17 protein-coding genes are annotated in these 23,506 nt (G+C 64.2%); 10 read left to right on the top strand and 7 right to left on the bottom strand.

The window, feature by feature from the left end; genetic code table 11:
* Positions 1 to 74: 74 nt before the first annotated feature.
* Positions 75 to 2,600, bottom strand: coding sequence for a heavy metal translocating P-type ATPase (locus tag SB822_RS14065; RefSeq protein ID WP_410854951.1), 2,526 nt, complete (start codon positions 2,598 to 2,600; stop codon positions 75 to 77).
* Positions 2,601 to 3,753: 1,153 nt separating this feature from the next.
* On the opposite strand from SB822_RS14065, the gene SB822_RS14060 reads away from it, so the two are divergent.
* The 4 genes from SB822_RS14060 to SB822_RS14045 all read left to right on the top strand — a co-directional run bounded on the left by SB822_RS14060 (position 3,754) and on the right by SB822_RS14045 (position 10,804).
* A complete protein-coding gene (locus SB822_RS14060; RefSeq protein ID WP_410854950.1) occupies positions 3,754 to 5,169 on the top strand; it encodes a DUF1254 domain-containing protein in 1,416 nt (471 codons plus the stop codon).
* A gap of 205 nt (positions 5,170 to 5,374) precedes the next feature.
* Positions 5,375 to 9,145, top strand: a complete 3,771-nt coding sequence (locus SB822_RS14055) for a DUF748 domain-containing protein (RefSeq protein ID WP_410854949.1) — start codon at positions 5,375 to 5,377, stop codon at positions 9,143 to 9,145.
* Between the two features lie 193 nt (positions 9,146 to 9,338).
* Positions 9,339 to 10,106 carry a peptidoglycan DD-metalloendopeptidase family protein gene (locus SB822_RS14050; protein ID WP_410854948.1) on the top strand — a complete coding sequence of 256 codons (768 nt, stop codon included), beginning with the start codon at positions 9,339 to 9,341 and terminating at the stop codon, positions 10,104 to 10,106.
* Between the two features lie 110 nt (positions 10,107 to 10,216).
* Positions 10,217 to 10,804: a septal ring lytic transglycosylase RlpA family protein gene (locus SB822_RS14045; RefSeq protein WP_410854947.1), complete on the top strand. Its 588-nt coding sequence runs from the start codon at positions 10,217 to 10,219 to the stop codon at positions 10,802 to 10,804.
* Positions 10,805 to 10,838: 34 nt separating this feature from the next.
* Here the strand turns inward: SB822_RS14045 and SB822_RS14040 are convergent, their stop codons facing one another.
* A complete protein-coding gene (locus SB822_RS14040; protein ID WP_079487692.1) occupies positions 10,839 to 12,416 on the bottom strand; it encodes a PLP-dependent aminotransferase family protein in 1,578 nt (525 codons plus the stop codon).
* 285 nt (positions 12,417 to 12,701) lie between these two features.
* On the opposite strand from SB822_RS14040, the gene SB822_RS14035 reads away from it, so the two are divergent.
* The 6 genes from SB822_RS14035 (at position 12,702) to SB822_RS14010 (ending at position 18,174) form a co-directional block, all read left to right on the top strand.
* Entirely contained in the window at positions 12,702 to 13,802 is a 1,101-nt protein-coding gene (locus tag SB822_RS14035; RefSeq protein WP_007579510.1) for an ABC transporter ATP-binding protein, read from the top strand.
* 58 nt (positions 13,803 to 13,860) lie between these two features.
* On the top strand, positions 13,861 to 14,913 hold the full coding sequence (locus SB822_RS14030) for an ABC transporter substrate-binding protein (RefSeq protein ID WP_007579511.1): 1,053 nt from the start codon (positions 13,861 to 13,863) through the stop codon (positions 14,911 to 14,913).
* Positions 14,914 to 14,993: 80 nt separating this feature from the next.
* The gene (locus SB822_RS14025; protein ID WP_007579512.1) at positions 14,994 to 16,265 is read left to right on the top strand and encodes an ABC transporter permease; all 1,272 of its coding nucleotides are present in this window, start codon (positions 14,994 to 14,996) and stop codon (positions 16,263 to 16,265) included.
* Between the two features lie 11 nt (positions 16,266 to 16,276).
* Positions 16,277 to 17,116, top strand: a complete 840-nt coding sequence (locus tag SB822_RS14020) for an ABC transporter permease (RefSeq protein WP_007579514.1) — start codon at positions 16,277 to 16,279, stop codon at positions 17,114 to 17,116.
* Between the two features lie 169 nt (positions 17,117 to 17,285).
* On the top strand, positions 17,286 to 17,819 hold the full coding sequence (locus SB822_RS14015; protein WP_086914541.1) for a GNAT family N-acetyltransferase: 534 nt from the start codon (positions 17,286 to 17,288) through the stop codon (positions 17,817 to 17,819).
* Between the two features lie 127 nt (positions 17,820 to 17,946).
* Positions 17,947 to 18,174 (top strand): GlsB/YeaQ/YmgE family stress response membrane protein, encoded by a 228-nt coding sequence (locus tag SB822_RS14010; protein ID WP_410854963.1) that lies wholly within the window; start codon positions 17,947 to 17,949, stop codon positions 18,172 to 18,174.
* 58 nt (positions 18,175 to 18,232) lie between these two features.
* On the opposite strand, the gene SB822_RS14005 is transcribed toward SB822_RS14010, so the two are convergent.
* Genes SB822_RS14005 through SB822_RS13985 form a run of 5 tightly spaced genes read right to left on the bottom strand, consistent with a single transcriptional unit; the run spans position 18,233 to position 23,496 of the window.
* On the bottom strand, positions 18,233 to 19,687 hold the full coding sequence (locus SB822_RS14005; protein WP_410854946.1) for an efflux transporter outer membrane subunit: 1,455 nt from the start codon (positions 19,685 to 19,687) through the stop codon (positions 18,233 to 18,235).
* Between the two features lie 11 nt (positions 19,688 to 19,698).
* Positions 19,699 to 20,835 carry an ABC transporter permease gene (locus tag SB822_RS14000; RefSeq protein ID WP_410854945.1) on the bottom strand — a complete coding sequence of 379 codons (1,137 nt, stop codon included), beginning with the start codon at positions 20,833 to 20,835 and terminating at the stop codon, positions 19,699 to 19,701.
* Entirely contained in the window at positions 20,832 to 21,797 is a 966-nt protein-coding gene (locus tag SB822_RS13995; RefSeq protein WP_007579522.1) for an ABC transporter ATP-binding protein, read from the bottom strand. The genes SB822_RS14000 and SB822_RS13995 overlap by 4 nt, the downstream gene beginning before the upstream one ends.
* Positions 21,794 to 22,768 (bottom strand): HlyD family secretion protein, encoded by a 975-nt coding sequence (locus tag SB822_RS13990; RefSeq protein WP_410854944.1) that lies wholly within the window; start codon positions 22,766 to 22,768, stop codon positions 21,794 to 21,796. Before SB822_RS13990 ends, SB822_RS13995 begins: the two co-directional genes overlap by 4 nt.
* Positions 22,765 to 23,496, bottom strand: a complete 732-nt coding sequence (locus SB822_RS13985) for a TetR/AcrR family transcriptional regulator (RefSeq protein ID WP_007579524.1) — start codon at positions 23,494 to 23,496, stop codon at positions 22,765 to 22,767. The genes SB822_RS13990 and SB822_RS13985 overlap by 4 nt, the downstream gene beginning before the upstream one ends.
* Between the last annotated feature and the right edge of the window lie 10 nt (positions 23,497 to 23,506).

Here is a 23,506-nt window from a genome sequence, read left to right as displayed (position 1 = left end):
ACGGCAGCCTGAAACCTGTTAACGGCACGCCAAACGTTTTCCTTTAATTTTGAAAGCTAGAGTGTTGATTCAGATCATTGCGACGAACGCCAGGTTCGTAGTAACAGCGCGTTCGTCACGACGCTCACGCTCGAGAACGCCATCGCCGCGCCCGCGATCATCGGGTTCAGCAGCCCGAACGCGGCGAGCGGAATGCCGATCAGGTTGTACACGAACGCCCAGAACAGGTTCTGCTGGATCTTGCGCCACGTGCGGCGCGAGATGTCGATTGCGTCGGCGACCAGCGTCGGGTCGCCGCGCATCAGCGTGATCCCCGCCGCGTGCATCGCGACATCGGTGCCCGTCGCCATCGCGATGCCGATGTCGGCGGCGGCAAGCGCGGGCGCGTCGTTGATGCCGTCGCCCGCCATCGCGACCACGCTCGACGTGCGGATCTTCAGGTCGTGCACGACGCGCGCCTTGTCGGACGGCAGGACTTGCGCGTGCACCTCGTCGATACCGAGCGCGGCGGCGACGCTGTTCGCGCTGCCTTCGTTGTCGCCCGTCACCAACGCGCTCTTCACGCCCATGCGCGACAGCCGTTCGATCGCGGCGCGCGCGCCCGGCTTGAGCGTGTCGCCGAAAGCGATCAGCGCGAGCGCTTGTGCTGGTGTGTCGGCTTGCGTTTCGATTTGCGCGTCCGTCTTGCCGCGTCCGATCAGCCACGAGACCGTGTTGCCTTGCGCTTCGAGTTGCTGGGCGCGGAGGGCGAGGGCGGGCGACGGCACGATGCCCAGTTCGCCGAGCCAGCGGCTACTGCCGATGGCGAACGTCTCGCCGTCGATATCCGCTTCCACGCCGCGCCCCGCGACCGCGCGCGCGTCGCTACTGGCGGGCAGCGGCGCGCCGCCGCCGTCCGCTTCGAACGCTTTCAAGACAGCCTTCGCGAGCGGATGCTCGCTATGCCGCTGCACGGCCGCCGCGAGCGCCAGCGCTTTTGAACGGCCAACGCCTTCCGTCGTCTCGAACGCCGTCACGGACGGCTGGCCGACCGTCAGCGTGCCCGTCTTGTCGAACGCGACGACGCGAACCTGATGCGCGATTTCGAGCGCCTGCGCGTCCTTGATCAGCACGCCGTGACGCGCGGCGACGCCTGTACCCGCCATGATCGCGGTCGGCGTCGCGAGGCCGAGCGCGCAAGGGCAGGCGATTACCAGTACCGCGACCGCGTTGAGAATCGCCGTTTCGGCGCCGTGTCCGGCGATTAGCCAGCCGACCAGCGTGATGAGCGCGATCGCCAGAATGGCGGGAACGAAGATTTCGCTAACGCGGTCGACCAGCCGCTGGATCGGCGCTTTCTCCGCCTGCGCCGTCTCCACGAGCCGGATGATGCGGGCGAGCGTGGTCTCGGCGCCGATGGCCGTGGTCGTCACTGTGATCGCGCCTTCGCCGTTGATCGACCCTGCCGTCACGCGGTCGTCCTGCTGCTTCGGCACGGGCAGGCTTTCGCCCGTAATCAGCGATTCGTCGATATGCGTGCGGCCTTGCAGCACCGTGCCGTCGACGGGCACGCGCTCGCCCGGCCGCACCGCGACGAGCATGCCGACGCGCACTTGCGCGAGCGGCACCTCGTGCTCTTCCGTGCCGACGACAATGCGCGCGCGGTCCGGACGCAGCGCGTTGAGGGCGCGGATCGCGTCGGTGGTCTGGCGCTTCGCGCGCGCTTCGAGCCACTTGCCGAAGCGCACCAGCGTAATCACGACAGCCGATGCCTCGAAATACAGATGCATCATGTCGCCGGGATGCAGCGCCATCTGGTAGACGCTCACGCCATAAGCCGCCGACGTACCGAGCGCGACCAGCAGATCCATATTGCCCGCGCCCGCGCGCACGGCTTTCCACGCGGCGCGGTAGAACCGCGCGCCGAACACGAACTGGACGACGGTGGCGAGCGCGAGTTGCAGCGTGACGGGCAGCATCGCGTGCAGGCCGAGCGGCTCCGCGAACATCGGCACGATGAGCGGCAGCGTCAGCAGCGCGCAGATCACGACCGCGCCGAGTTCGCGGCGTACGGCGGCGCGCGCGGCGGCGTCTTTGTCTTCGGTGGCGGCGGGCGTTGCGTCATCGGTGGAGAGCGGCGTCGCCTGATAGCCGGCTTTCGTGACGGCCGCGATCAACTGATCGACGCCGACCGCGCCGTTGGTGGTGACGGTCGCTTTTTCGGTGGCGAGATTGACGGACGCGGAAGTCACGCCGGGAATCCTCGCGAGCGCTTTTTCGACGCGTCCGGAGCAGGCAGCGCAGGTCATGCCGCCGATCGCGAGTTCGGCTGTCGATTGCGCGTCGGCAGCGGGTGGCGGCGCGTCGTTCAGCGGCTGTGCGTCGTAGCCCGCTTTGCGGATGGCGTTGACGAGGGTATCGGTGGTGACGGACGCGTCGGCATCGACGGTTGCTTTTTCGGTCGCCAGATTCACGGTGGCCCGCGCGACGCCCGGCACTTTGGCGAGCGCCTTCTCGACGCGCAGCGCGCAGGACGCGCACGTCATGCCCTGAATGTCGAGTTCCGAGGATGCCGCCGGGCGGGACGTGTCGGCGGCGCGGGGTGGTGCGAGTTCGGTCATGGCTGGGAGGCTCCAGTTTGCGCTATTGCGCATCATTGGAGCCAGTATTGACCTTCCCATGATGGGAAGGTCAAGGGGCTTTTTCGTATTTGCCCGACGACGTGCAGGGATGCATGCGCGTGCTACGGTTTGGTTGTTCTTGCTTTGTCGCTGGCATCCGCGCTATGCCTTCGTGCTTCACGCGTTGCCCCTGTGCGGGGCGGCACCTACTTTTCTTTGCCGCCGCAAAGAAAAGTAGGCAAAAGAAAGCGGCTAACACCGCTAATTCTTGTTCCTGCCTGAGGGACCCCAAATGGTCCCACGCTTCACACGGCAATCACGTGACTCATGCATGTTGCCAACGCTTTGAATGAGCGCTCCACCCGCTTCACGCGCCCGCGTCGCAGCACGCCGTGCCAGATATTCCACTGCCGCCCAGGTGGCAAACTGTGTGTAGGCCGTAGCGCTACACACGCCTCACTCCGGACCAATAGCGCACGCGTCCCACCCTGTAAGAGCGCCAAGCTATACGACGCGACAACCTACACACAGTTTGCCACCTGGGCGGCACTTACCATTCGCTGCCGCCAGCTCTGGTGCGGGTGTGCGAAGCGGGTGAGGCGTCAATTCAAAGCGTTGGCAACAAACATGAGTCACGTGGTTGCCGTGTGAAGTGTGGGACCGGTTGGGGGCCCTCAGGCAAGAAGAAATGTTGGCGGTGTTAGCCGCTTTCTTTTGCCTACTTTTCTTTGCGGCGGCAAAGAAAAGTAGGTGCCGCCCCGCACAGGGGCGACGCATGAAGCACGAAGGCAACACGCGGATGCCAGCGCACAGGCTAGAACAACCAAACCAAACGCGCTACGAAGTCAAACCGCGAATCCCACCGCAAGACCACCAACCCCACCCGGCATAGCCCGCGCCTCGCAGGCACCCACCACAAAACAATCAAACAAAAACCCAAAAAAAACTAACAAACAACACCCGAACCGAAGACGGCACATCAAAACCCAGATGAACACTCACATTAACTTGCCCCCGCGACGCGGATAAGTTAAAACGCGTTGTCAGAAAAGGAATGTCAGGACATTTCGGCAAGTCCGGCGCGGGCGGGGGCTCGCGCGGACCGGGCCCGTCCTGGCTCAGGCATGTGACACCCAGGACCGCGGTTCATCGAATGATAAAAAATCGCCGAGAAAAGTTTCCGTTTCAACTCGCCTGCGCGGCGCTCGCGGGCATCGCATTTCTCACCGGGTGCGCGTCGACTCCTATCGTGGCGCCCAAGCCCACTGGCTGGATCAAGGACGAGGTCGCCGACTCCTATGTATTTGCCTATCCGTTAGTGCTGATGGGAGCGTCCCGCGACGCCGCCGTGGGCACGGGCCCCGGCCAGGCGCCCGTCAACACGCTGCGTCATGCGTCGGCGTTGCCGCCCGTCGGCGCGCACAATCCGCCGACGCCCGGCATCGACACGCTCGATTCGACCGCGTGGCTCGACGTCGGCGATGAACCGGTGATCGTCTCGCTGCCAACCTCGGCGGGCCGCTATATCGATGCGCGCGCGCTCGACATGTGGACCAACGTGCTGTGGTCGGCGGAACAGCAGGGCGGCTCGCGTGTGTCGGGCATCAAGGCGCAGACGGTGGTGTTCGCGAAGCCCGACTGGAAGGGCGATCTGCCCAAGGGCGTCAAGCGTATCGACGCGCCCACGCGCAATATCTGGCTCGACGTGCGCATCCAGTCGAACGGCGGACGCGATCTGACGGCCGTGCGCAAGCTGCAGCGCGGCATTCGCGTGGTGCCGCTGTCCGTCTATACGGGCGATGCATCGGCGGCGTCCGTTGCGCCGCGCACCATGCCCCCCGACGCAAGCGTCTCCGGCACGCCCGCCGAGCAGGTCGCCGCGCTCGACGCGAAAGGCTTCTTCGACCGCCTCGCGCGGCTGCTGCCCGACAACCCGCCGTCGCCCGCCGATCCGCACGCGCTCAAGTTTCTCGCCGACCTCGGCGTGAAGCCGGACGAAGCCGTCGAATTGCCCAGGTCGGCCAGCGACGCGATCGCCGACGGTCTCGCGGACGGCCACGCGCGCGTCGCGACGCCGCCCACCAACATGCTGACGGCCAACGGCTGGAGCTGGTTCGGCGAGGGCGTCGGCAACTACGGTCCCGACTACGCACTGCGCGCGTACGCGTCATACGCGCAGCCGGGCATCGGCACGAAGGACGACGAAGTGCGCGCCAACGTCGCGCTCGACAGCGACGGCCACGCGTTGAACGGGGCGAACCGCTACGTGATGCACTTCGAGCCGAACCAGGTGCCGCCCGTGCGCGGCTTCTGGTCGATCGCCGCGTACACGAAGGACGGCGCGCTCGGCGACAGCACGCCGGCACGCGCGTCCGTCGGCGACAAGGCGGGCGTGCGGCGCAACCGCGACGGCTCGATCGACGTGACGGTGTCGTCGGCGAAACCGCGCAAGGCGTCGAACTGGCTGCCCGCGCCGCGCGGCGATTTCCAGCTCGTGCTGCGTCTCTACACACCGAAGCCCGAAGCCAGCGACGGCACCTGGCAGCCACCCGCCGTCGTGCGTCAATAAGCGAAGCACGTGTCCGCCGCATCATGGCTGGACACGTCCTCGCAACTGAAATCGGGCCACTTACACTTTCTAACGTTTATTTGCCCGCAACGGTCGTCATTCTCATGACATTTGATGGTTTGCCCGAAGTACACGACGTATACTTCGGCCAAGCTGGATATTCGTCATCGCGGCGTGTTCTGCGCCGCCCTACCCGCGACCAAGCATGGCAAGCCCGACCAAAGCATCAATCGCTTCATCCTTTCAGACCGTCCGCGAAGTCGCGCAAGGCCGGCGCGCAAGACGCATCGTTCTCATCGTATTCGTCGTGCTGGTCCTGTTCGGACTGCTCGGCTTTTTCGCCGCGCCGCCGCTGATCCGGCATATCGCCGAACAGCAGTTGAGCGAGCAACTGGACCGGCCGGCCAGTATCGGACGCATCTCGCTCAATCCGTACACGCTCAATTTCGAAGCGGACCGCGTGCATATCGGCGACCGTGGCGGCAAGGGCGATTTCGTCGATATCGAACGGCTGATCGTGCGGACGTCGTGGAGTTCGATTTTCCGGCTCGCGCCCATTGTCGATGAAGTGCATCTCGATTCGCCGCGCATCACGATCGTCCGCTACGACGCGCAGCGCTTCAGCTTCAGCGACCTGATCGAGAAGTTCTCGAAGCAGCCGTCCAAGCCCGACAGCAAGCCGGCGCAGTTCTCGATCTCCAATATCCGAATCGAAAACGGCAAGATCACGTTCGACGACCGGCTGCTCGGCGTCACGCATGTCGTCGATGAATGGCGCCTGGGTATCCCGTTCATCGCCACCTTGCCGTCGAAGACCGACATCTTCGTCGAGCCGCTGCTGCGAGCGCGTATCGACGGCAGTCCGATTGCCATCGACGGGCGCACGAAGCCGTTCGCGGCGTCGCGCGAATCGGAAGTGTCGCTGCGCTTCGACGGGCTCGACGTGCCGAAGCTGCTGTCGTATTCGCCCGCGAAGCTGCCCGTCACGGTGCAGGCGGGCAAGCTGTCGAGCGACCTGAAAGTGAGCTTCCTGATGACGGGCGACGCGCCCACGCTGCGCATCACGGGCACGACGGATCTCGCCGACATCGACGTGCTCGACGAGCACAAGGCGCCGTTCTTCGCCGCGCGCTCGCTGCATGTGGCCGCGCAGACGCTGGAGCCGCTGAAGAGCGTCTATCGTTTCGACGACATCCGCCTCGACGCGCCGACCGTGCATCTCGCGCGCGACAAGAGCGGCGTGCTGAGCGTGCAGCGTACGTTCGCGCCCGCACCTGCTGCGGCGGCAAGCGCGCCCGCGGCGGCGGCTGCGTCCGGCGCGAGCGGCGCCGAGGCTGCAGCAGCAAAGGCCGCGCCGCCGCTCGATCTGCAGATCAAGCAATTCGAGCTGTCGAACGGCACCGTCGAAGTACAGGACGCGGCGGCGTCGCGGCCCGTATCGGCAGGGTTGAACAATCTCGCGGTGACGCTTGCGGATTTCTCGACGCTTGGCAAGACGCCCGCGCGCTACACCCTCAAGACCAACGTCAAGAACCAGCCGCAGAGCGCGCTCGCCGTATCGGGCAACCTGTCGCTCGCCGCGAAGACGGCCGACGCGAAGATCGACGTGAAGTCGGCCCAACTGCCCGTCTTGCAGCCATATCTCGACACCGTGACGGCGGCAAAGGTGCTCGACGGCACGTTGAGCGTGCAGTCGAACCTGACGGCCAACTGGTCGAAGGAACCCGTCGATCTGCAGATCGGCGAAAGCCAGATCGATCTGCAATCGCTGAAGCTCGCGACAGGGAACGCGAAGCAGCCGGTCATTTCGATCGCGGACGGCAAGGCGGGCATCAAGCACGTCGATCTGGCCGCGCGCAAGGCGGAACTCGACACGGTCGACGTGACGGGCCTGTCCGTCGACGCGCAGCGCCTGAAAGACGGCACGATCGATCTGGCCGCGCTGGCTGGCCCGCCGCAGGAGCAGGTGCGCGAGCGCACCGTGATCCACGCGGCGAAGAAGGCGACGGAGGAAGGGCCGGCATGGCATTACAGCATCGGCGAGCTGAACCTGAAGGACGGCGCGGCAACGTTCACCGACAACACGACCACGCGTCCCGTGAAGCTCGCCGTCAAGCCGCTGCAACTGAAAGTGCAGAAGATCAGCGACGACCTGAGCCGCGCGCTGCCCGTCGAGCTACAGGCCACCGTCAACGGCAAGGGCACGCTTGGCGTGAAGGGCGACGTGACGGCGACGCCGCTCAAGCTCGCGGTGAAGATCGACGCGAACCGGCTGGACGCCGCGGCGCTCGAGCCGTACTTCGGCAGCAAGCTGAACGCGACGATCGCGAGCGCGCTGCTCAATGCAAGCGGCGATGTGACGCTCGCGCAGGGCGACAAGTCGAAGGGCATGCGCGCGACGTATCGCGGCGACGCGGCGATCGTCGACGTGCGCATGATCGACAAGGCGACCTCGGACCCGTTTGCCGGCTGGCGCTCGCTGGCGCTGACGGGCATCAAGGCCAATTACGACGAGCGCGGCACGGACGTCGATGCCGCCAAGGTCACGTTCGCGAACTTCTACGGCCGCGTGCTGCTCGACGCGCAAGGCAAGCTGAATCTGAAGGACGTGGTCGCGCACGAAACGGGCGCGCCGCAGTCGCTCACGCGTGACCAGAGCGCCAAGGGCAAAGAGCCGATTCCGCTCGGCGCGCCCGCCGCTTCCGAAGCACAGGCTGCCGTGCCGGCTTCCGCCGCGTCCGGCGCGAACACGTCGGTGACGGCGGCTACGCCTCCGCAAAGTCCGGTGCGTCTGCACTTCGGCCAGCTCGTGCTGCAGAACGGCCGCGTCACTTACACCGACAACTTCATCAAGCCAAACTACACGGCTAACCTGGTCGCGATCCAGGGCACGGTCGGCGCATTCGGCACGGACTCGAAGCAGTCGGCGCCCGTCGACGTGTCCGCGAAGCTCGCCGCCAACGGCCCGATTACGATCCGCGGCTCGGTGAATCCGCTGATCGCCAAGCCGGCGCTCGATCTGACGGCAACGGCGCACGGCATCGAGCTGACCAACCTGACGCCGTACTCGGCGAAGTACGCGGGCTATCCGATCACGAAGGGCAAGCTGAACGTCGATCTGCACTATCAGTTGGTAAATGACCAGCTGACGGCGAACAACCACATCTTCATCGATCAGCTCACGTTCGGCGATCACGTCGATAACGACACGGCGACGAAGCTGCCCGTGAAGCTCGCCATTTCTCTGCTGAAGAATTCGCGCGGTGAAATCGATGTGGACATTCCCGTGTCGGGCTCGTTGTCGAATCCGGAGTTCAGCATCGGAGGCTTGATCTGGCACGCGGTGCTGAATCTGCTGCAGAAGGCTGTGACGGCGCCGTTCTCGCTGCTCGCGCATGCGTTTGGCGGCGGCAGCGGAGAGGAACTCGGCTACGTCGAGTTCGATCCGGGCTCCTTCGCGCTGTCCGACGCATCGCAGAAGAAGCTCGACATGATCGTGAAGGCGCTCTCCGACAAGCCGTCGATCCGCCTCGACATCATCGGCCGCGTCGATCCCGCCGTCGATCAGCCGGCGCTGCGCACGGCCTATGTCGATCGGCTCGTGCGTCAGCAGAAGCTCAAGGACGTCGTGGGCAACGGTGAAAGCGTCGATCCGATGACGATCAAGGTCGACGCCAACGAATACGACAAGTATCTGACCAAGGCCTACAAGGATTCGGACTTCAAGAAGCCGCGCAACATCGTCGGCCTGACGAAGACGCTGCCCGACGACGAGATGAAGACCGCGCTCGCCGAGCATGCGCCCGTCACGGACGCCAGCCTGCGCGATCTCGCGCAGCGCCGCGCGCAGGCGGTGCAGCAGTACTTCGAAGGCAAGATCGACAACAGCCGCGTTTTCATCGTGGCGCCGAAGCTCGATGCTTCGGGTATCGACGACAAGGGCGCGACGACGCGGGTGGATTTCGGCCTGAAGTAACGCGCCGACGATTCTTCACGTGTTTGCCGCTTTTGCGTGCAAGCGCGTTAACAATCGTCAAGGATGACTGAGCGATCGCGCGTGGGGTCAACGCATCGCGACGACGTTCGTTAAGGATGCCAACCCTTGTGCCAGCGGGCTGCGACATGCAGCCCGCTGGCGCATCCGATGCCATCCTTCCGATCGTCTTCCGATGAACATCTTCAAACCGTGCCGCCAGCTGACGCGACGGCTATTGATCGCGAGCGTCGCATTGGCGCTCGCGGGTTGTGCAAGCTCGCCTTGGGGCGACCTCTTTACCAGTTCACCCGAGGCGCGCCCGCCCTCGCTCGAGGCGCCTGCGCCTGTTGCGGCGGGCTTCTATCGCGTGAATCCGGGCGATACGCTGGCGGGCGTCGCGGCTGCGTTCGGGCGTGATCCCGCGCAGGTTGCCCGCTGGAACCGTCTTCCGGACGACTACCCGGTGAGCGTCGGTCAGGTGCTCCGCGTGGCGCCTGATCCAGCGGCGGTGTCCGGGCCCGTGCAAACGGGCGCGCCGGAATCAATGGCTGCAACCGGCAATGTCGCGCCGCCTGCTGCGCCCACGCAGCAGGTGCGCTTCATCTGGCCCGCCTCGGGGCCCGTGACGTCGATTGCCGGAGACGGCCAGTCGAAGGCTATTCATATCAGCGGCACAGCCGGCGAGACGATCCGGGCAGCGAGTACCGGCCGCGTGATCTACGCAGGCTCTGAGATCAAGGCGTACGGGCTGCTCGTCATCGTCAAGCACGACAAACGTTTCGTGAGCGCCTACGGCAACAACGCGAAGCTGCTCGTCAAGGAAGGCGACGCGGTCAAGCAAGGCCAGCCGATCGCCGAAATGGGCGCTGCTGACAATCCCCATCCGTACCTCATCTTCGAACTGCGCGACGGCACCAAGGCAGTCGATCCCCAAAGCTACCTGCCGAAACGTTCGGGCTAACCTGGTCGCCTGGCGATGCGCGTCGTGCTCCGTCCTGCGGCCCGGTCCGGGTTCTGCGTGACTGCAGCCGAAGCGCATCGCACGATGCCATTTCGAAGACGAGCCATCGCTTGAAAAAGAACCCGCTGTTACGACGCCTCGGCGCGTCCGTTTCGTTCTTCCTGCTGGCGAGCGCGCTGCCCGCGTCGGCATCGGTGGCTGGCGGGAAACATAAGCCGGTTGATCCGAAGCTGCGTCCTAAGGCGAAAAAAGCGCAGCACGGCGCGCCCGTCGATCCAAAAAACCGCGCCAACCGCGCCGCGCATGCCGTGCATCTGGCGCATGCAGCGAGCGCGAAAGGGCACACGTCGCGCTTCAGGCAACTGGGGCTCGCGTCGTGGTACGGCCGCGGCTTTCACGGTCATCGCACGGCGAACGGCGAGCACTACGATATGTACGCGATGACGGCCGCGCATCGGACGCTGCCGCTTGGATCGTATGTACGCGTGACGTCGCTGGCGAGTTCGAAGTCGGTGGTGGTGCGCATCAACGATCGTGGACCCTACGCGCGCGGCCGCGTGATCGATCTGTCGTATCTCGCCGCGTCGGCGCTCGGCATGCATCGCGCGGGCGTGACGAAGGTGTCGATCGAGCGGGTGGAGAAGCCCGAAGCGGAGCGCATCGCGCATCGCCCGATGCATCTGACGACGAACGGTTAGCAACGCGTTCGACGCGCCGCGCGAGGGTGCCCTGCTAAGCCGCCCGAGTAGGCGCGGCCGTCGTCTTGAACGCAGTCCTTTCGATCACGTTCGCGAGCGTATCGAACGCCGGTCCGATGCGCTCGTTCGGCACACACGCGTAGCCGAGCAACAGGCCGCGGCGCGCCGGCGTTTCGCTGTTGTAGTACGCGGCGAGCGGCCGCACGATCACGCCCGCGTCGTACGAAGCGGCTGTCACCTCACGGTCGTTGGCGTCGTCGGGCAGGCCGAGCACCAGATGCAGGCCCGCTTCGTCGCCCATCACGGGCAGCGCGTCGCCGAAACGCGCAGTGATCGCGTCGATCAGAATCTGGCGGCGCTCGCCGTACAACGCGCGCATGCGCCGCACGTGCGACGTCAGATAGCCGTCCATGATGAACTCGGTCAGCACGGCCTGCTGCATCAGTTGTCCTTCGCGATACAGCTCGGCCACGCCCGTGCGAAACGTATCGACGAGATGTTCCGGCGCGATCATGTAGCCGATCCGCAAACCCGGAAACAGCATCTTCCCCAAGCTGCCGACATAGATCACCTGGCCCGCATCGTCGAGCCCTTGCAGCGACGCGAGCGGCCTGCTGCCATAGCGGAACTCGCTGTCGTAGTCGTCCTCGATGATCCACACGCCATGCTGACGCGCGTATTCGAGCAGCGTGCGGCGGCGCGCGAGGCTCATCACCATGCCGAGCGGATACTGATGCGACGGCGTGACGAGCGCGATGCGCGGCGGCGTCTGCAAATCGGATTCGCGCGGATTTAACCCTTCTTCATCGACGGGCACGGGCGCGAGCGTCAGCCCCGACGATTGCAGCACGCTGCGCGCGCCCCAATAGCAAGGTTCCTCGACCCACGCGCGGTCGCCGACGTCCGTGAGCAGCCGCACGGCGAGATCGATCGACTGATGAATACCCGTTGTGATGATGATCTGGTCGGGCGTGCACTTCACCGAGCGCGCGACGCGCAGATAATCCGACAACGCGCGCCGCAGCGGACGATAGCCGCCGCCCGGCGCATACGTCAGCAGATCGGGATTCGCTTCCTTCCAGAGCTTGGCCTGCAGGCGGCTCCACGTGCGCGCCGGAAACTCGGCGACATCTGGCACACCGGGCATGAACGCGCCCCACTGCCTGGCTGATACGCCCGCCTGGCGAATCAGACGCGCACCGCGTGTCGACAAACTGCCGCGTGCAGGCACAGTGGTCTGCGCGACGTTCGCGCCCGGCACGACGCCGACAGCACCAACGATCGCGCCAATGGAGCCACTCGCGGCGGGTGGCGCCTTGCGCGCGTTGACGGCGGCCGTGTCCGGCCGCGTGTCGGCGACATAGGTGCCGCTGCCCGTGGTCGATAACACATAGCCTTCCGCCGTGAGCTGATCGTAGACATGCAGCACGGTATTGCGCGCGATGCCGAGGTCCGACGCGAGCATACGCGAGCTGGGCAGCTTGGCGCCGGGCAGCAACTGGCCCGTCAGAATGGCCTGCTGCAGCAGGCCCAGCACTTGTCGATAGACGGGTTCGCCAGCCGTCCGGTCGAGCCGCGCGGCGAGCCAGTCCGACAGGATCACCGTATCCAAGTGGTTCTATCCGGAATTATGAAATGGTTCCCTATTGTAGAACCGTAACGGGCTATAGTGGATCACGCAATCGATGCGATTCTTCAAAACGGGTGGAACCAAATCTGCGTAGAAACCCGTAGATGAAGCAGCAAAGCTGGGGGATTGGAGCTGGCGCTAAAGCGCTAACTCCGATCGACTCGCCGTAGGATCAGAGTAAGCGCTGAAGCGCTAACTCTGATCGATACGGCATGGGATCCAGGTAAGCGCTAAAGCGCTAACCTGGATCGACAGGAGACGGACACGATGAAAACCGAAGACGTAATCGTCAGCTTTCGGGGTGTGCGCAAGACGTATGACGGCGAAACGCTCGTCGTCAAGCAACTCGATCTCGACATCTATCAAGGCGAATTCCTCACGCTGCTTGGACCGTCCGGTTCCGGCAAGACGACCTGCCTGATGATGCTCGCAGGCTTCGAATTTCCGACGGGCGGCGAGATCTGGCTCGACGGTCAGCTGCTCAACAACGTGCCGCCGCACAAGCGCAACATCGGCATGGTGTTTCAGAACTACGCGCTGTTTCCGCATCTCACGGTCGAGCAGAACGTCGCGTATCCGCTGACGGTACGCAAGCTGTCCGCCGACGAACGCGCGCACAAAGTCAACAACGCGCTGAAGATGGTGCGCATGGAAGGCTTTGCGAAGCGTTATCCGGCGCAGTTGTCGGGCGGCCAGCAGCAGCGTATCGCGCTGGCACGCGCGCTCGTGTTCGAACCCAAGCTCGTGCTGATGGACGAGCCGCTCGGCGCGCTCGACAAGCAGTTGCGCGAGCACATGCAATACGAACTCAAATCGCTGCACGAAAAGCTCGGCGTCACCTTCGTCTACGTGACGCACGATCAGGGCGAAGCGCTGACGATGTCCGATCGCGTCGCCGTGTTCGACAAGGGCATCGTGCAACAGCTCGATACCGTCAATAGCCTCTACGAGGCGCCGTGCAACGAGTTCGTCGCGAACTTCATCGGCGATAGCAACCGGCTGCGCGGCACGATCGCGAATGTCGACGGCGACTACTGCGAGTTTCACCTGATCGACGGAACGCGCCTGGTCGGGCGGAATATCGGTGGCGCGCAAGCGGGCGCGCAAGGCGTCGCGTGCATCCGGCCGGAGCGGATGAAGCTCGCGGCGGGCGCGGTGGGCTTGGCGCGGCCCGGCGCGAATGCGGTGGCGGGCGAAGCGCGCGGGCTCATCTATTTCGGCGATCACGTGCGCATGCGCTGTGGTTTGCCGCAACAGGACGAGTGCTTCGTGAAGGTGCCGCTCGGCACGGAAGCACTCGACGGTTTCGCGCCGGGCGCGCCCGTCGCGCTCGAATTCGCGCCGGAGCATCTGCGCGTGTTCGCGTGAGTAGAAACACAACAACGTCCACGTCGTAAGCAGTTCATCACACCAAAGAGGAACCATCATGAAGAAGATCGTGCAATCGCGCTGTGCCGTGGCTGTCGGCGCTGTCCTCATCGCGCTCGGCGCCGTTGCTCAGGCGAACGCGGCGGAACTGACGGTCGTGAACTTCGGCGGCGCGAATGGCGACGCGCAGAAGGCCGCATTCAACCAGCCGTTCGAGGCGCAAAGCGGCTCGAAAGTGACGGCAGTCGAATACAACGGCGAGCAGGCCAAAGTGAAGGCAATGGTCGAAGCGAAGCATGTGAACTGGGATGTCGTCGAAGTCGAATCGGGCGACCTCGGCCGCGGCTGCGACGAAGGCCTGTATGAAAAGCTCGACTGGTCGAAGCTCGGCAAGAAGTCGGATCTGATTCCCGAAGCGCCGCAAACGTGCGGCGTCGGCATTTTCGTGTGGTCGACGGCGATGGCGTACAACGCCGACAAGCTGAAGACGGCGCCCGCGAGCTGGGCCGACTTCTGGGACACGAAGAAATTCCCGGGCAAGCGCGGCATGCGCAAGGGCGCGCGCTACAACCTGGAATTCGCGCTGATGGCCGACGGCGTCGCGCCGAAGGACGTCTACAAGGTGCTCGGCACGAAGGAAGGCCAGGACCGCGCATTCAAGAAGCTCGACGAGCTGAAGCCGAATATCCAGTGGTGGGAAGCGGGCGCGCAGCCGCCGCAATTCCTCGTCGCGGGCGATGTGGTGATGTCGACGGCGTATAACGGCCGCATCGATGCCGCGCAGAAGGAAGGCAAGAACCTGAAGGTGGTGTGGAACGGCAGCATCTACGACCTCGACTACTGGGCAATGCCGAAGGGCACGCCGAACAAGGCGCTGGCCGAGAAGTACATTGCGTACACGATTTCGTCGAAGCCGCAGCAGGAGTACGCGAAGCACATCGCGTATGGCCCGGTGAATGAATCGGCGATCAAGTCGCTCGACGCGAAGACGCTTTCCAATCTGCCGAACTCGCCCGCCAACGGCAAGAACGCGGTGCTGCAGAACCTGACGTTCTGGACCGATCACGGTGATGAGCTGGAGCAACGCTTCTCGTCGTGGGCGTCGAAGTAAGTCCGAGGTGAACGCGATGCGGCATCCGCACAGGGAAGCCGCATCGCTGTAGCAAAGCTGCATTGACGCAGGAGAAACCTGTGACGACGATCACGATCGCCGCCGACCCGGCACCCGAGTCGACCAACAAACTCAAGCGCGAGCTGAAAGCCGCCGAAGCGAAGAAGCGCGCGATGGCGCTGCTGCTGATCGCGCCGCTCGCGATTTTCCTGCTGCTGATCTTCGTCGTGCCGATCGGCGCGCTGTTGACGCGCGCCGTCCAGAACCCCGAGATCGCGGCAGCATTGCCGCACACGGTGACGGCGCTGCGCGACTGGGATCGCAAGTCCGCGCCGAATGACGCCGCGTACGGCGCGCTCGCCACCGATCTCACCGCTATAGCGGACGGCGAAGCGATGGGCGCGCTCGCGCGCCGCCTGAACACGGAGATTCCTGGCTATCGCTCGCTCGTCGCGAAGACGGCGCGCGCGATGCCGCTGAACGACGACGCGGGCCACGCGTTGCCGCCCGCGCAGGTCAAGGCGAAGATCATCGAACTCGACGAACGTTGGGGCGATGCGAAATACTGGCAAGCGATTGCCAAAAACAGCAGCACGATTTCGCCGTTCTATCTGCTCGCCTCGCTCGATCACAAGCAGGACGCGTTCGGCCACATCATTCCGACCGACCCCGAGCAACAGATCTATCTCGCCGTATTCAGCCGCACGTTCGTGATCGGCTTCGCGGTGACGGTGTTCGCGTTGCTGCTCGGCTATCCGCTCGCGTACTGGATTTCGACGCTCAATGAACGGCGCGCGAATCTCGTGATGATCCTCGTGCTGATTCCGTTCTGGACGTCGATCCTCGTGCGCGTCGCCGCGTGGATCGTGATTCTGCAGAGCGAAGGTCTCGTCAACAAGGCGCTGATCGGTTCGGGGCTGATACACGATCCGCTGGCGTTGCTGTTCAATCGCGTCGGCGTCTATATCTCGATGACGCACATTCTGCTGCCGTTCATGATCCTGCCGCTGTACAGCGTGATGAAGTCGATTCCGCCGACCTATCAGCGCGCGGCTATTTCGCTCGGCTCGCATCCGTTCGCCGCGTTCTGGCGCGTGTATGTGCCGCAAACGTATCCGGGCATCGGCGCAGGCGCGCTGCTGGTGTTCATTCTCGCGATCGGCTACTACATCACGCCGGCGCTGCTCGGCGGACCGAACGATCAGATGGTCAGCTACTACGTCGCGTACTTCACCAACGTGACGATCAACTGGGGCATGGCGTGCGCGCTCGGCGGGCTGCTGCTCGCGGCGACGCTCGTGCTGTATGTGATTTACGGACGCTTCACGCGTTCGAACGTGAGCCTTGGTTGAGGAGCGACGCGATGAAATTTGCCAAACCAATGTTCGCGCCGCATACGTCGATGATCGAGCGCGTGTGGTACTTCACGTTGCGCGGACTTGCCGTGCTGACGCTGCTGTATCTGATCCTGCCCGTGCTCGCGATCGTGCCGCTGTCGTTTTCGTCGAGCACGTTCCTCGTCTATCCGATTCCGGGTTGGTCGCTGCGCTGGTATCAGAACCTGATCGCCTCCGACGAATGGCGGATGGCCGCGAAGAACAGCTTTATCGTCGCGCCGTCGGCGACCGTGCTGGCAACGATACTCGGCACGCTCGCGGCAATCGGGCTGACGAAGGCGAACTTCAAGGGCAAGGCGCTGTTGATGGCGATCTTGATTTCGCCGATGATCGTGCCCGTCGTCGTAGTCGGCGTCGGCATGTATCTGTTCTTTGCGCCGCTGGGACTGGCCAATACGTATATCGGCCTGATCATGGCGCATGCGTCGCTGGGCGTGCCGTTCGTCGTGACGACGGTGGCGGCTACATTGCAGGGCTTCAACTACAACCTCGTGCGGGCAAGCCTTTCGCTCGGCGCGAATCCTGTGAAGACGTTTTTCAGTATCACGCTGCCGGTGATTGCGCCGGGTGTGATCTCAGGCGCGCTGTTCGCGTTCGCGACGTCGTTCGATGAAGTGGTCGTCACGCTGTTTCTCGCGGGCGCCGATCAGACGACGTTGCCGCGGCAGATGTTCACCGGCATCCGCGAGAACATCAGCCCGACCATTGCTGCGCTGGCGACGATTCTTATCGTGTTTTCTACCTGCCTGCTGCTTGCGCTCGAATGGTTGCGCGGAAGGAATGCGGCGCGGGCGGTGGCGGCGTGAGCCGATTTGTTTGCGTTATGTCATTGCGGCCACGCTTTAATCTGCGCAGTGACCATTCGAGCGACGACGTTTTTTGCGCGCACTTGTCATAAATTGTCGTAGCTTCATTAGTTAACCTGAAAGTTCCTGTATAGCTCGCTATTCGGACACTTTCTGGAAACATGAAGCAATGCTTTGCGAGGCTCTGACACTTCGCCCTTTGAACGAAAACGACGCCGCTGCGTTCACGGAACTGCGGCGCAAGGCCATCGACGATTCCCCATCTGCAATCTGGCCGACTCTCGACGAAGAGCGCGCGCGCCCGCTCGACGCCATCGCTACGCAAATACGGCAGACGCCGAAACAGATCGTGTTCGGCGTATTTGATCAGCACATGCTGATCGGAATCGCCGGCCTCAAACAGGAGCCTTACGCGCAGTTGCGGCACAAGGGCATGCTGTGGGGCGTGTTCGTTCATCCTCTGTATCGGAACGTGGGCGTCGCGCGCGAGTTGCTCGGGGCCGCGTTGACGCATGCGCGGAATATGCAACTGCGGCAGATTCATCTTCGCGTCAATACCGAAAACCATCGCGCGCGGCAACTCTATGCGACGAGCGGCTTTACGGGCTATGGCATCGAGCGCCGCGCGATGTGCGTGAATGGGCGTTACTTCGATGAAGAGAACATGGTGCTGTATCTGGATGGTGAGCAAGCCGACGCGTAGCACTCAACGACTGCTCTAAGCTGTGACAAACGTTGACAACTCAGGCCGAGCACTGCGTTAAAACTACGGCTCTTATTACCTACAGTGGAAACCTGAGAAAACTATGGAACACGGAATCATTGCCTGACTGATCATCGGCTGTATCGCGGGCTGGCTTGCTAGTGTGCTGGTGTCGGGCAGCGGCTATGGCGTCCTCCTCGATATCGTCGTCGGCATCGTGGGCGCGTTTATCGGCGGGTGGCTGTCGGGCGCGCTGCATATCTCGCTTGGCAGCGGATGGATCGGTTCGACGATCACGGCGTTCATCGGCGCTGTGATCCTGCTGTTCGTCATCCGGCTTTTCCGGCGCGGCTGACCTGCATTCGACGCGGAAACGACAAACCCGGCTTCGGCCGGGTTTGTCGTTTCCGCGCCTATCGCTTCGCCGTCTGATCGGCCGACGCCGCCGGCGTCATCCCACCCAGCGCCTGAAACAGCGCTGCCGTATCCGCGAGACGATCGGCCTGTGCGCGCGTCTTGTCGAGCGCAGTCTGCAACGCCTGGCGCTGCGTATCGATCAAGCTGAACTGGCTGACGCCGCCCGCCGCATACTGCGCCTGCGCGATCGTCACACTTGCCTGCGCTTCCGACGCCGCGTCATCGCGCGCCTGCAATTCGCGCGCGTCGTCGTTCAACGCGTGCAGCGTATCGGCGACCTGCTGCAGCGCCTGTAAGACCGTCTGCCGATACGACGCAAACGCCGCATCATAAGCAGCCTGCGCGGCGCGCTTCTTCGCGCGCAGTTCGCCGCCGTGAAAGATCGGCTGCGTCAGATTCAGGCCGAGGTTCCACACGTTCAAGCTGTTGACGACATCTTCGACGCGCGTGCGCTCCGAGCCGATCCCCGCCGACACCACAAACTGCGGATACAGGTTCGCCGTCGCGACGCCGACATTCGCGCTCGCCTGATGCAACAGCGCTTCCGATGCGCGGATGTCGGGCCGTTCGCGCGCGAGTATCGACGGCAGCGTGACGGGCACGGTGTCGGGCAGATGCAGCGCATCGAGCGTGATGTCGTTGAAATCGGCTTGCGACGGCGCGACGCCGAGCAGGATTGCCAGCTGATGATCGGCTTGCGCGAGTTGCGTCGTCAGCGGCGGAATCTGCGCGCGCGTCTGCGCGAGCAGCGTGCGCTGTGTTCGCACATCGAGTTGCGCGACGCCGCCCGCCGCGTAACGTCCTTCGACAATCGTCAGTTGATGCGCCTGTGCATCCGAAAGTTGCTGCGTCAGCGCGAGCTGCTGTTGCAGCGACGCGCGCCGGATGGCCGTCGACACGACATTGCCCGCCAGCGACAGGCGCGCGGCATCCAGTTCATACGTCTGGTAATCGACTTGCGCGAGCAAAGCTTCGAGCGCGCGCCGGTTGCCGCCGAAGATATCGAGCGCATACGACACGCTCACCGACGCATTGAACAGCGTGAACGGCCCGGGGTTCGGCACGATCGGAATGCCGAACGCAGCGGGATTGACCTTTTGCCGCGTGCCGGACAGCGTTGCATCGACTGCGGGGAACTCGGTCGCGCCTGCTTGCGCGATGTAGTTCTCGCGCGCTTCGACGAGTTTCGCGCGGGCTTCGTCGAGTGTCGGGCTGCGTTGCAGCGCCGTGTCGACGAGACGGTTCAGCGCGTCGGAGTGAAACTGCATCCACCATGCGGGCAGCGCGTTGTTCGCGACGACGAGCGTTTGCGTGACACCTGCCGCTTGCGTCGCGGCAGGCAGCGCTTCACGCGTGTAGGACGGCGCATCAGGCGCGGCGGGCGCGTGGAAGTCGGGGCCGACCGCGCAGCCGCACAGCGCGAGCGCGGACAACAGCACGTAGTGTTTCATCGTCGAGCCTCCTAATCCAGCGTGCGCCGATAGAAGCGCACGGCAATGGCCAACACGACGGCTGTGAAGATCGCGACGGGCCACACTGATGGCCACAGTTCGACCCAGCCATTGCCCTTGAGCAGAATGCCGCGTACGAGCCGGTTGAAGTACGTGAGCGGCAGCAGATTGCCGATCCATTGCGCCCACACGGGCATACCGGCGAACGGAAACATGAAGCCCGACAGCAGCAGGCTCGGCAAAAAGTAGAAGATGGTGAGCTGCATCGCCTGCAATTGGTTTTGCGCAATCGACGACAACGTAATGCCGACCGTCAGGTTCGCCGCGATGAAGAGCAGCGCAGCGACATACAGCGCGATCAGACTGCCGACGAACGGCACATCGAAGACATAGCGCGCCGCCGCCAGAATGATCGACGCTTGCACGAGCCCGATTGCGATGTACGGTACCAGCTTGCCCGCGATCACCTCGATCGGCAGCACGGGTGTCGCAAGCAGGTTTTCCATCGTGCCGCGCTCGCGTTCGCGGGTCATCGCGAGGCCCGTCATCATGACCATCGTCAGCGTGAGGATCGTGCCCATCAGACCCGGCACGACGTTGTATTGCGTGATGCCCTCGGGGTTGTACAGCTTGTGGATTTGCACGTCGAACGCGGCGGGTGCACCGTTCAGATGCGCGAGCGGCCCGATGATGTCCTTGTCCGCGACCGATTGCACGAGGCCGGGCAGCGCGGCGAGCGGCGCCTGTGTGGCGGTCGGATCGGTGGCGTCGGCTTCGACGAGCAGTGCGGGCCGTTCGCCGCGCAAGAGCCGCCGCGAAAAATCGACGGGAATCGACACGACGAAGGTCACGTCGCCGCGCGCCAGCGCCTCGCGTGCCGCGGCGTCGTCGGGCAGCGTGTCGACGATATGGAAATAGTCCGAGTTCTTCATCGCCGCGACGAAGCTGCGCGAGAACTGGCTCTGCTCGCTGATGACGACGGCCGTGCGCAGATGCTTCGGGTCGGTATTGATCGCGAAGCCGAACAGCGCGAGCTGAAGAATCGGCAAGCCGACGATCATGCCGAACGTGATGCGGTCGCGCCGCAACTGGATGAACTCCTTGAGGACGATGCCCCACCAGCGCGTCACGGAGAAAAGACGGTTCACGATGGCTTTCCGTAGTTGTCGGCCGAGCGGCTCATCATGTAGATGAAGACGTCTTCGAGGCCGGTTTCGATCGGCTCGATCCGCACGGGCAGGCCCGACGTCACCTGTCTGATCGCCTTTTCGAGCGCGTCGTGGTCGTGGCCGCTTGCGTGCAGCGCGGAGCCGAATACGACGGTCTGATCGACGCCAGGCGTCTTGCGCAACTGTTCGGACAACTGCGTCAGACGCTCGCCGTGAATCGCCCACGTGGCGAGCGCCTGCGAATCGATCACCTGCTGCGCCGTGCCTTGCGCGAGCAGCTTGCCGTACGCGATATACGCGAGCTTGTGGCAGCGCTCCGCTTCGTCCATGTAGTGCGTGCTGACCAGCACCGAAATGCCTTGCGCGGCGAGCCGGTGCAGTTCTTCCCAGAAGTCGCGGCGCGCGGTGGGGTCGACGCCTGCTGTCGGTTCGTCGAGCAGCAGCAGCTTCGGCTCGTGCAGCATGCAGGCGGCGAGCGCGAGCCGCTGCTTCCAGCCGCCCGACAGCGCGCCCGTCAACTGGTCCGCGCGCGTCTGCAAGCCGAGCGTTTCGAGCGCGCGATCCACCTTCTCTTTGCGGTCGCGCATCTGATAGATACGCGCGACGAAATCGAGATTCTCGCGGATCGTCATGTCTTCCCAGTACGAGAAGCGCTGCGTCATGTAGCCGACGTTGCGCTTGATCTGCGCGCTGTCGCGCACGATGTCGTAGCCGAGGCAGGTGCCGCTGCCGGAATCCGGCGTGAGCAGGCCGCACATCAGGCGGATCGACGTCGTCTTGCCGCTGCCGTTCGGGCCGAGAAAGCCGAAGATTTCGCCATGCGCGACCTGCAGCGAGACATCGTTGACGACGTGCTTGTCGCCGAAGTGCTTGTTGAGGTTGTGCACGTCGATGGCGAGCGAATCTTTCGGCGAACCTTGCGCCCCGTTCTGCGTGCTCATCGCAGCGTCACCGAAACAGGTTGGCCCGGGTGCAGGCGCGGCGCGTCATCGACGGAAGGGTGCGCTTCGACCATGAAAACGAGCTTCGCGCGGCTCTCGTTGCTATAGATGACGGGCGGCGTGTATTCCGACGAATTCGACACGTAAGTGATCTTCGCGTCGATATCCGACGCGCAGCCGTCGCAATGCACCGTCAGCGCGCGGCCCGGCGCGAGCGAGCCGACCACGGTTTCGGGCACGAAGAAGCGCACTTTCACGTTTTGCGGCGGCAGCATCTGCACGACGGGGTTGCCCGCCTGCACCCATTCGCCGACGCGGTATAGCGTGTCGTAGACGCGGCCCCTGGCGGGCGCGTTCACGCGCTTCTGGTCGAGCTTCCATTGCGCTTGCGCAACGGCCGCCTGCGCTGCTTCGACCTGCGCGGTCTGCGCGAGCAACTGTTGCGAGCGCCCCGGCAACCGAGCGACCTGGACCTCGCGCGTCAACTCGCGCACCTGCGCATTGGCAGCGTCGGCGGCGGCGCGCGTATCGTCGAGCTGTCCCTTCGGAATGCCGCCGGCGCGATACTGCGCTTCGTCGCGCGTCAATTGCAGCGCGGCCTTGCGCGCGTTCGCCACGGCCTGCGCGAGTTGCGCCTTTGTCACCTCGATTTCCGGCGGGCGCTTGCCCGTCTGGATGTCCGCCAGTTGTGCACGGGCGGCGGCAAGCTGTTGCTGCGCCTGTTGCAGCGCGGCCGTTTCATCGACGGATTCGAGCGCGAAAACGGGTGCATTCGCGCTGAGCTGATCGCCGCGCGCGACGTCGAGTTGCGTCAGCTTGCCCGATTGCGACGAGCCGAGATACACGAATTCGCCTTCGACGTAGCCTTGCCACGTATTGTCGGCGCGATGCGAGCACGCGCCGAGCACGCCGCATGCAATGAGCGCGGCAACAACCCGTACGACGCGCGCGGATGAACGTGAATGCTTCATGAGCTGGACCTCGTGGATGGGCGGCGTGTCGCGGTGTCCGTCTTTTTCGCAGCCGGCTTGCGCGTGGCGCGCTCCGCGGGCGGATTCATGCCGCCGAGCAGCAGGGCCGTGACGTGCCGCTGCAGCGTCTCGCGCTCGATAGCCGGAAAGCCGCGAATGCTTTGCCACATCTTTGCGGCCGCTTGCGGCAGCATCACGAGCGCGAAGAGCGAGTTGAACATCAACAGCGGATCGAGTTCGGGATTCACCGCGCCTGCCTGCTGCGCTTCCTTGATTCGGGCGCCGAACCGCTTGATGTTGTCGAACGGAATGCGCGTGACCATGCGATCGCGCAGCATCCCGCCTTCGTTGACGACCTCGCGCAGCCAGAGCGGCGGCAGCCACGGCATGCGGCCCGTCACGTCGAACAGACGCTTGGCGAATTCGGCCACCATCACGAACGGATCGTCGCTCGAATCCTCTCCGGCGGCGCTCCAGACAAAACCGACGGACGGCGCGAGCCGCTCTTCGACGATCGCGTCGAGCAGCGTCTCGCGATTCGTGAAGTAGTAGTGCACGAGCGCGGACGTGACTTCCGCGGCGGCGGCGATCTGCGCGACGGTGGTGGCTGAGATGCCGCGTTCGGAGAAAAGGCGCGTGGCGGTATCGAGCAGGTGCTCGCGCACGTCGAAATTCTCGACGGCGGGGCGGCGCCCGCGCGGTTTGGCCGGTTGACGTTTCGTGTTCATGGGTCGAAAG

The sequence above is a fragment of the Paraburkholderia sp. SIMBA_054 genome (genome assembly GCF_046534875.1).
In the GTDB taxonomy this organism is placed as follows: Bacteria; Pseudomonadota; Gammaproteobacteria; order Burkholderiales; family Burkholderiaceae; genus Paraburkholderia; species Paraburkholderia hospita.
The sequence above is the reverse complement of the archived record's forward strand: the minus strand, read 5'-3'. Positions and strand labels throughout refer to the sequence as shown.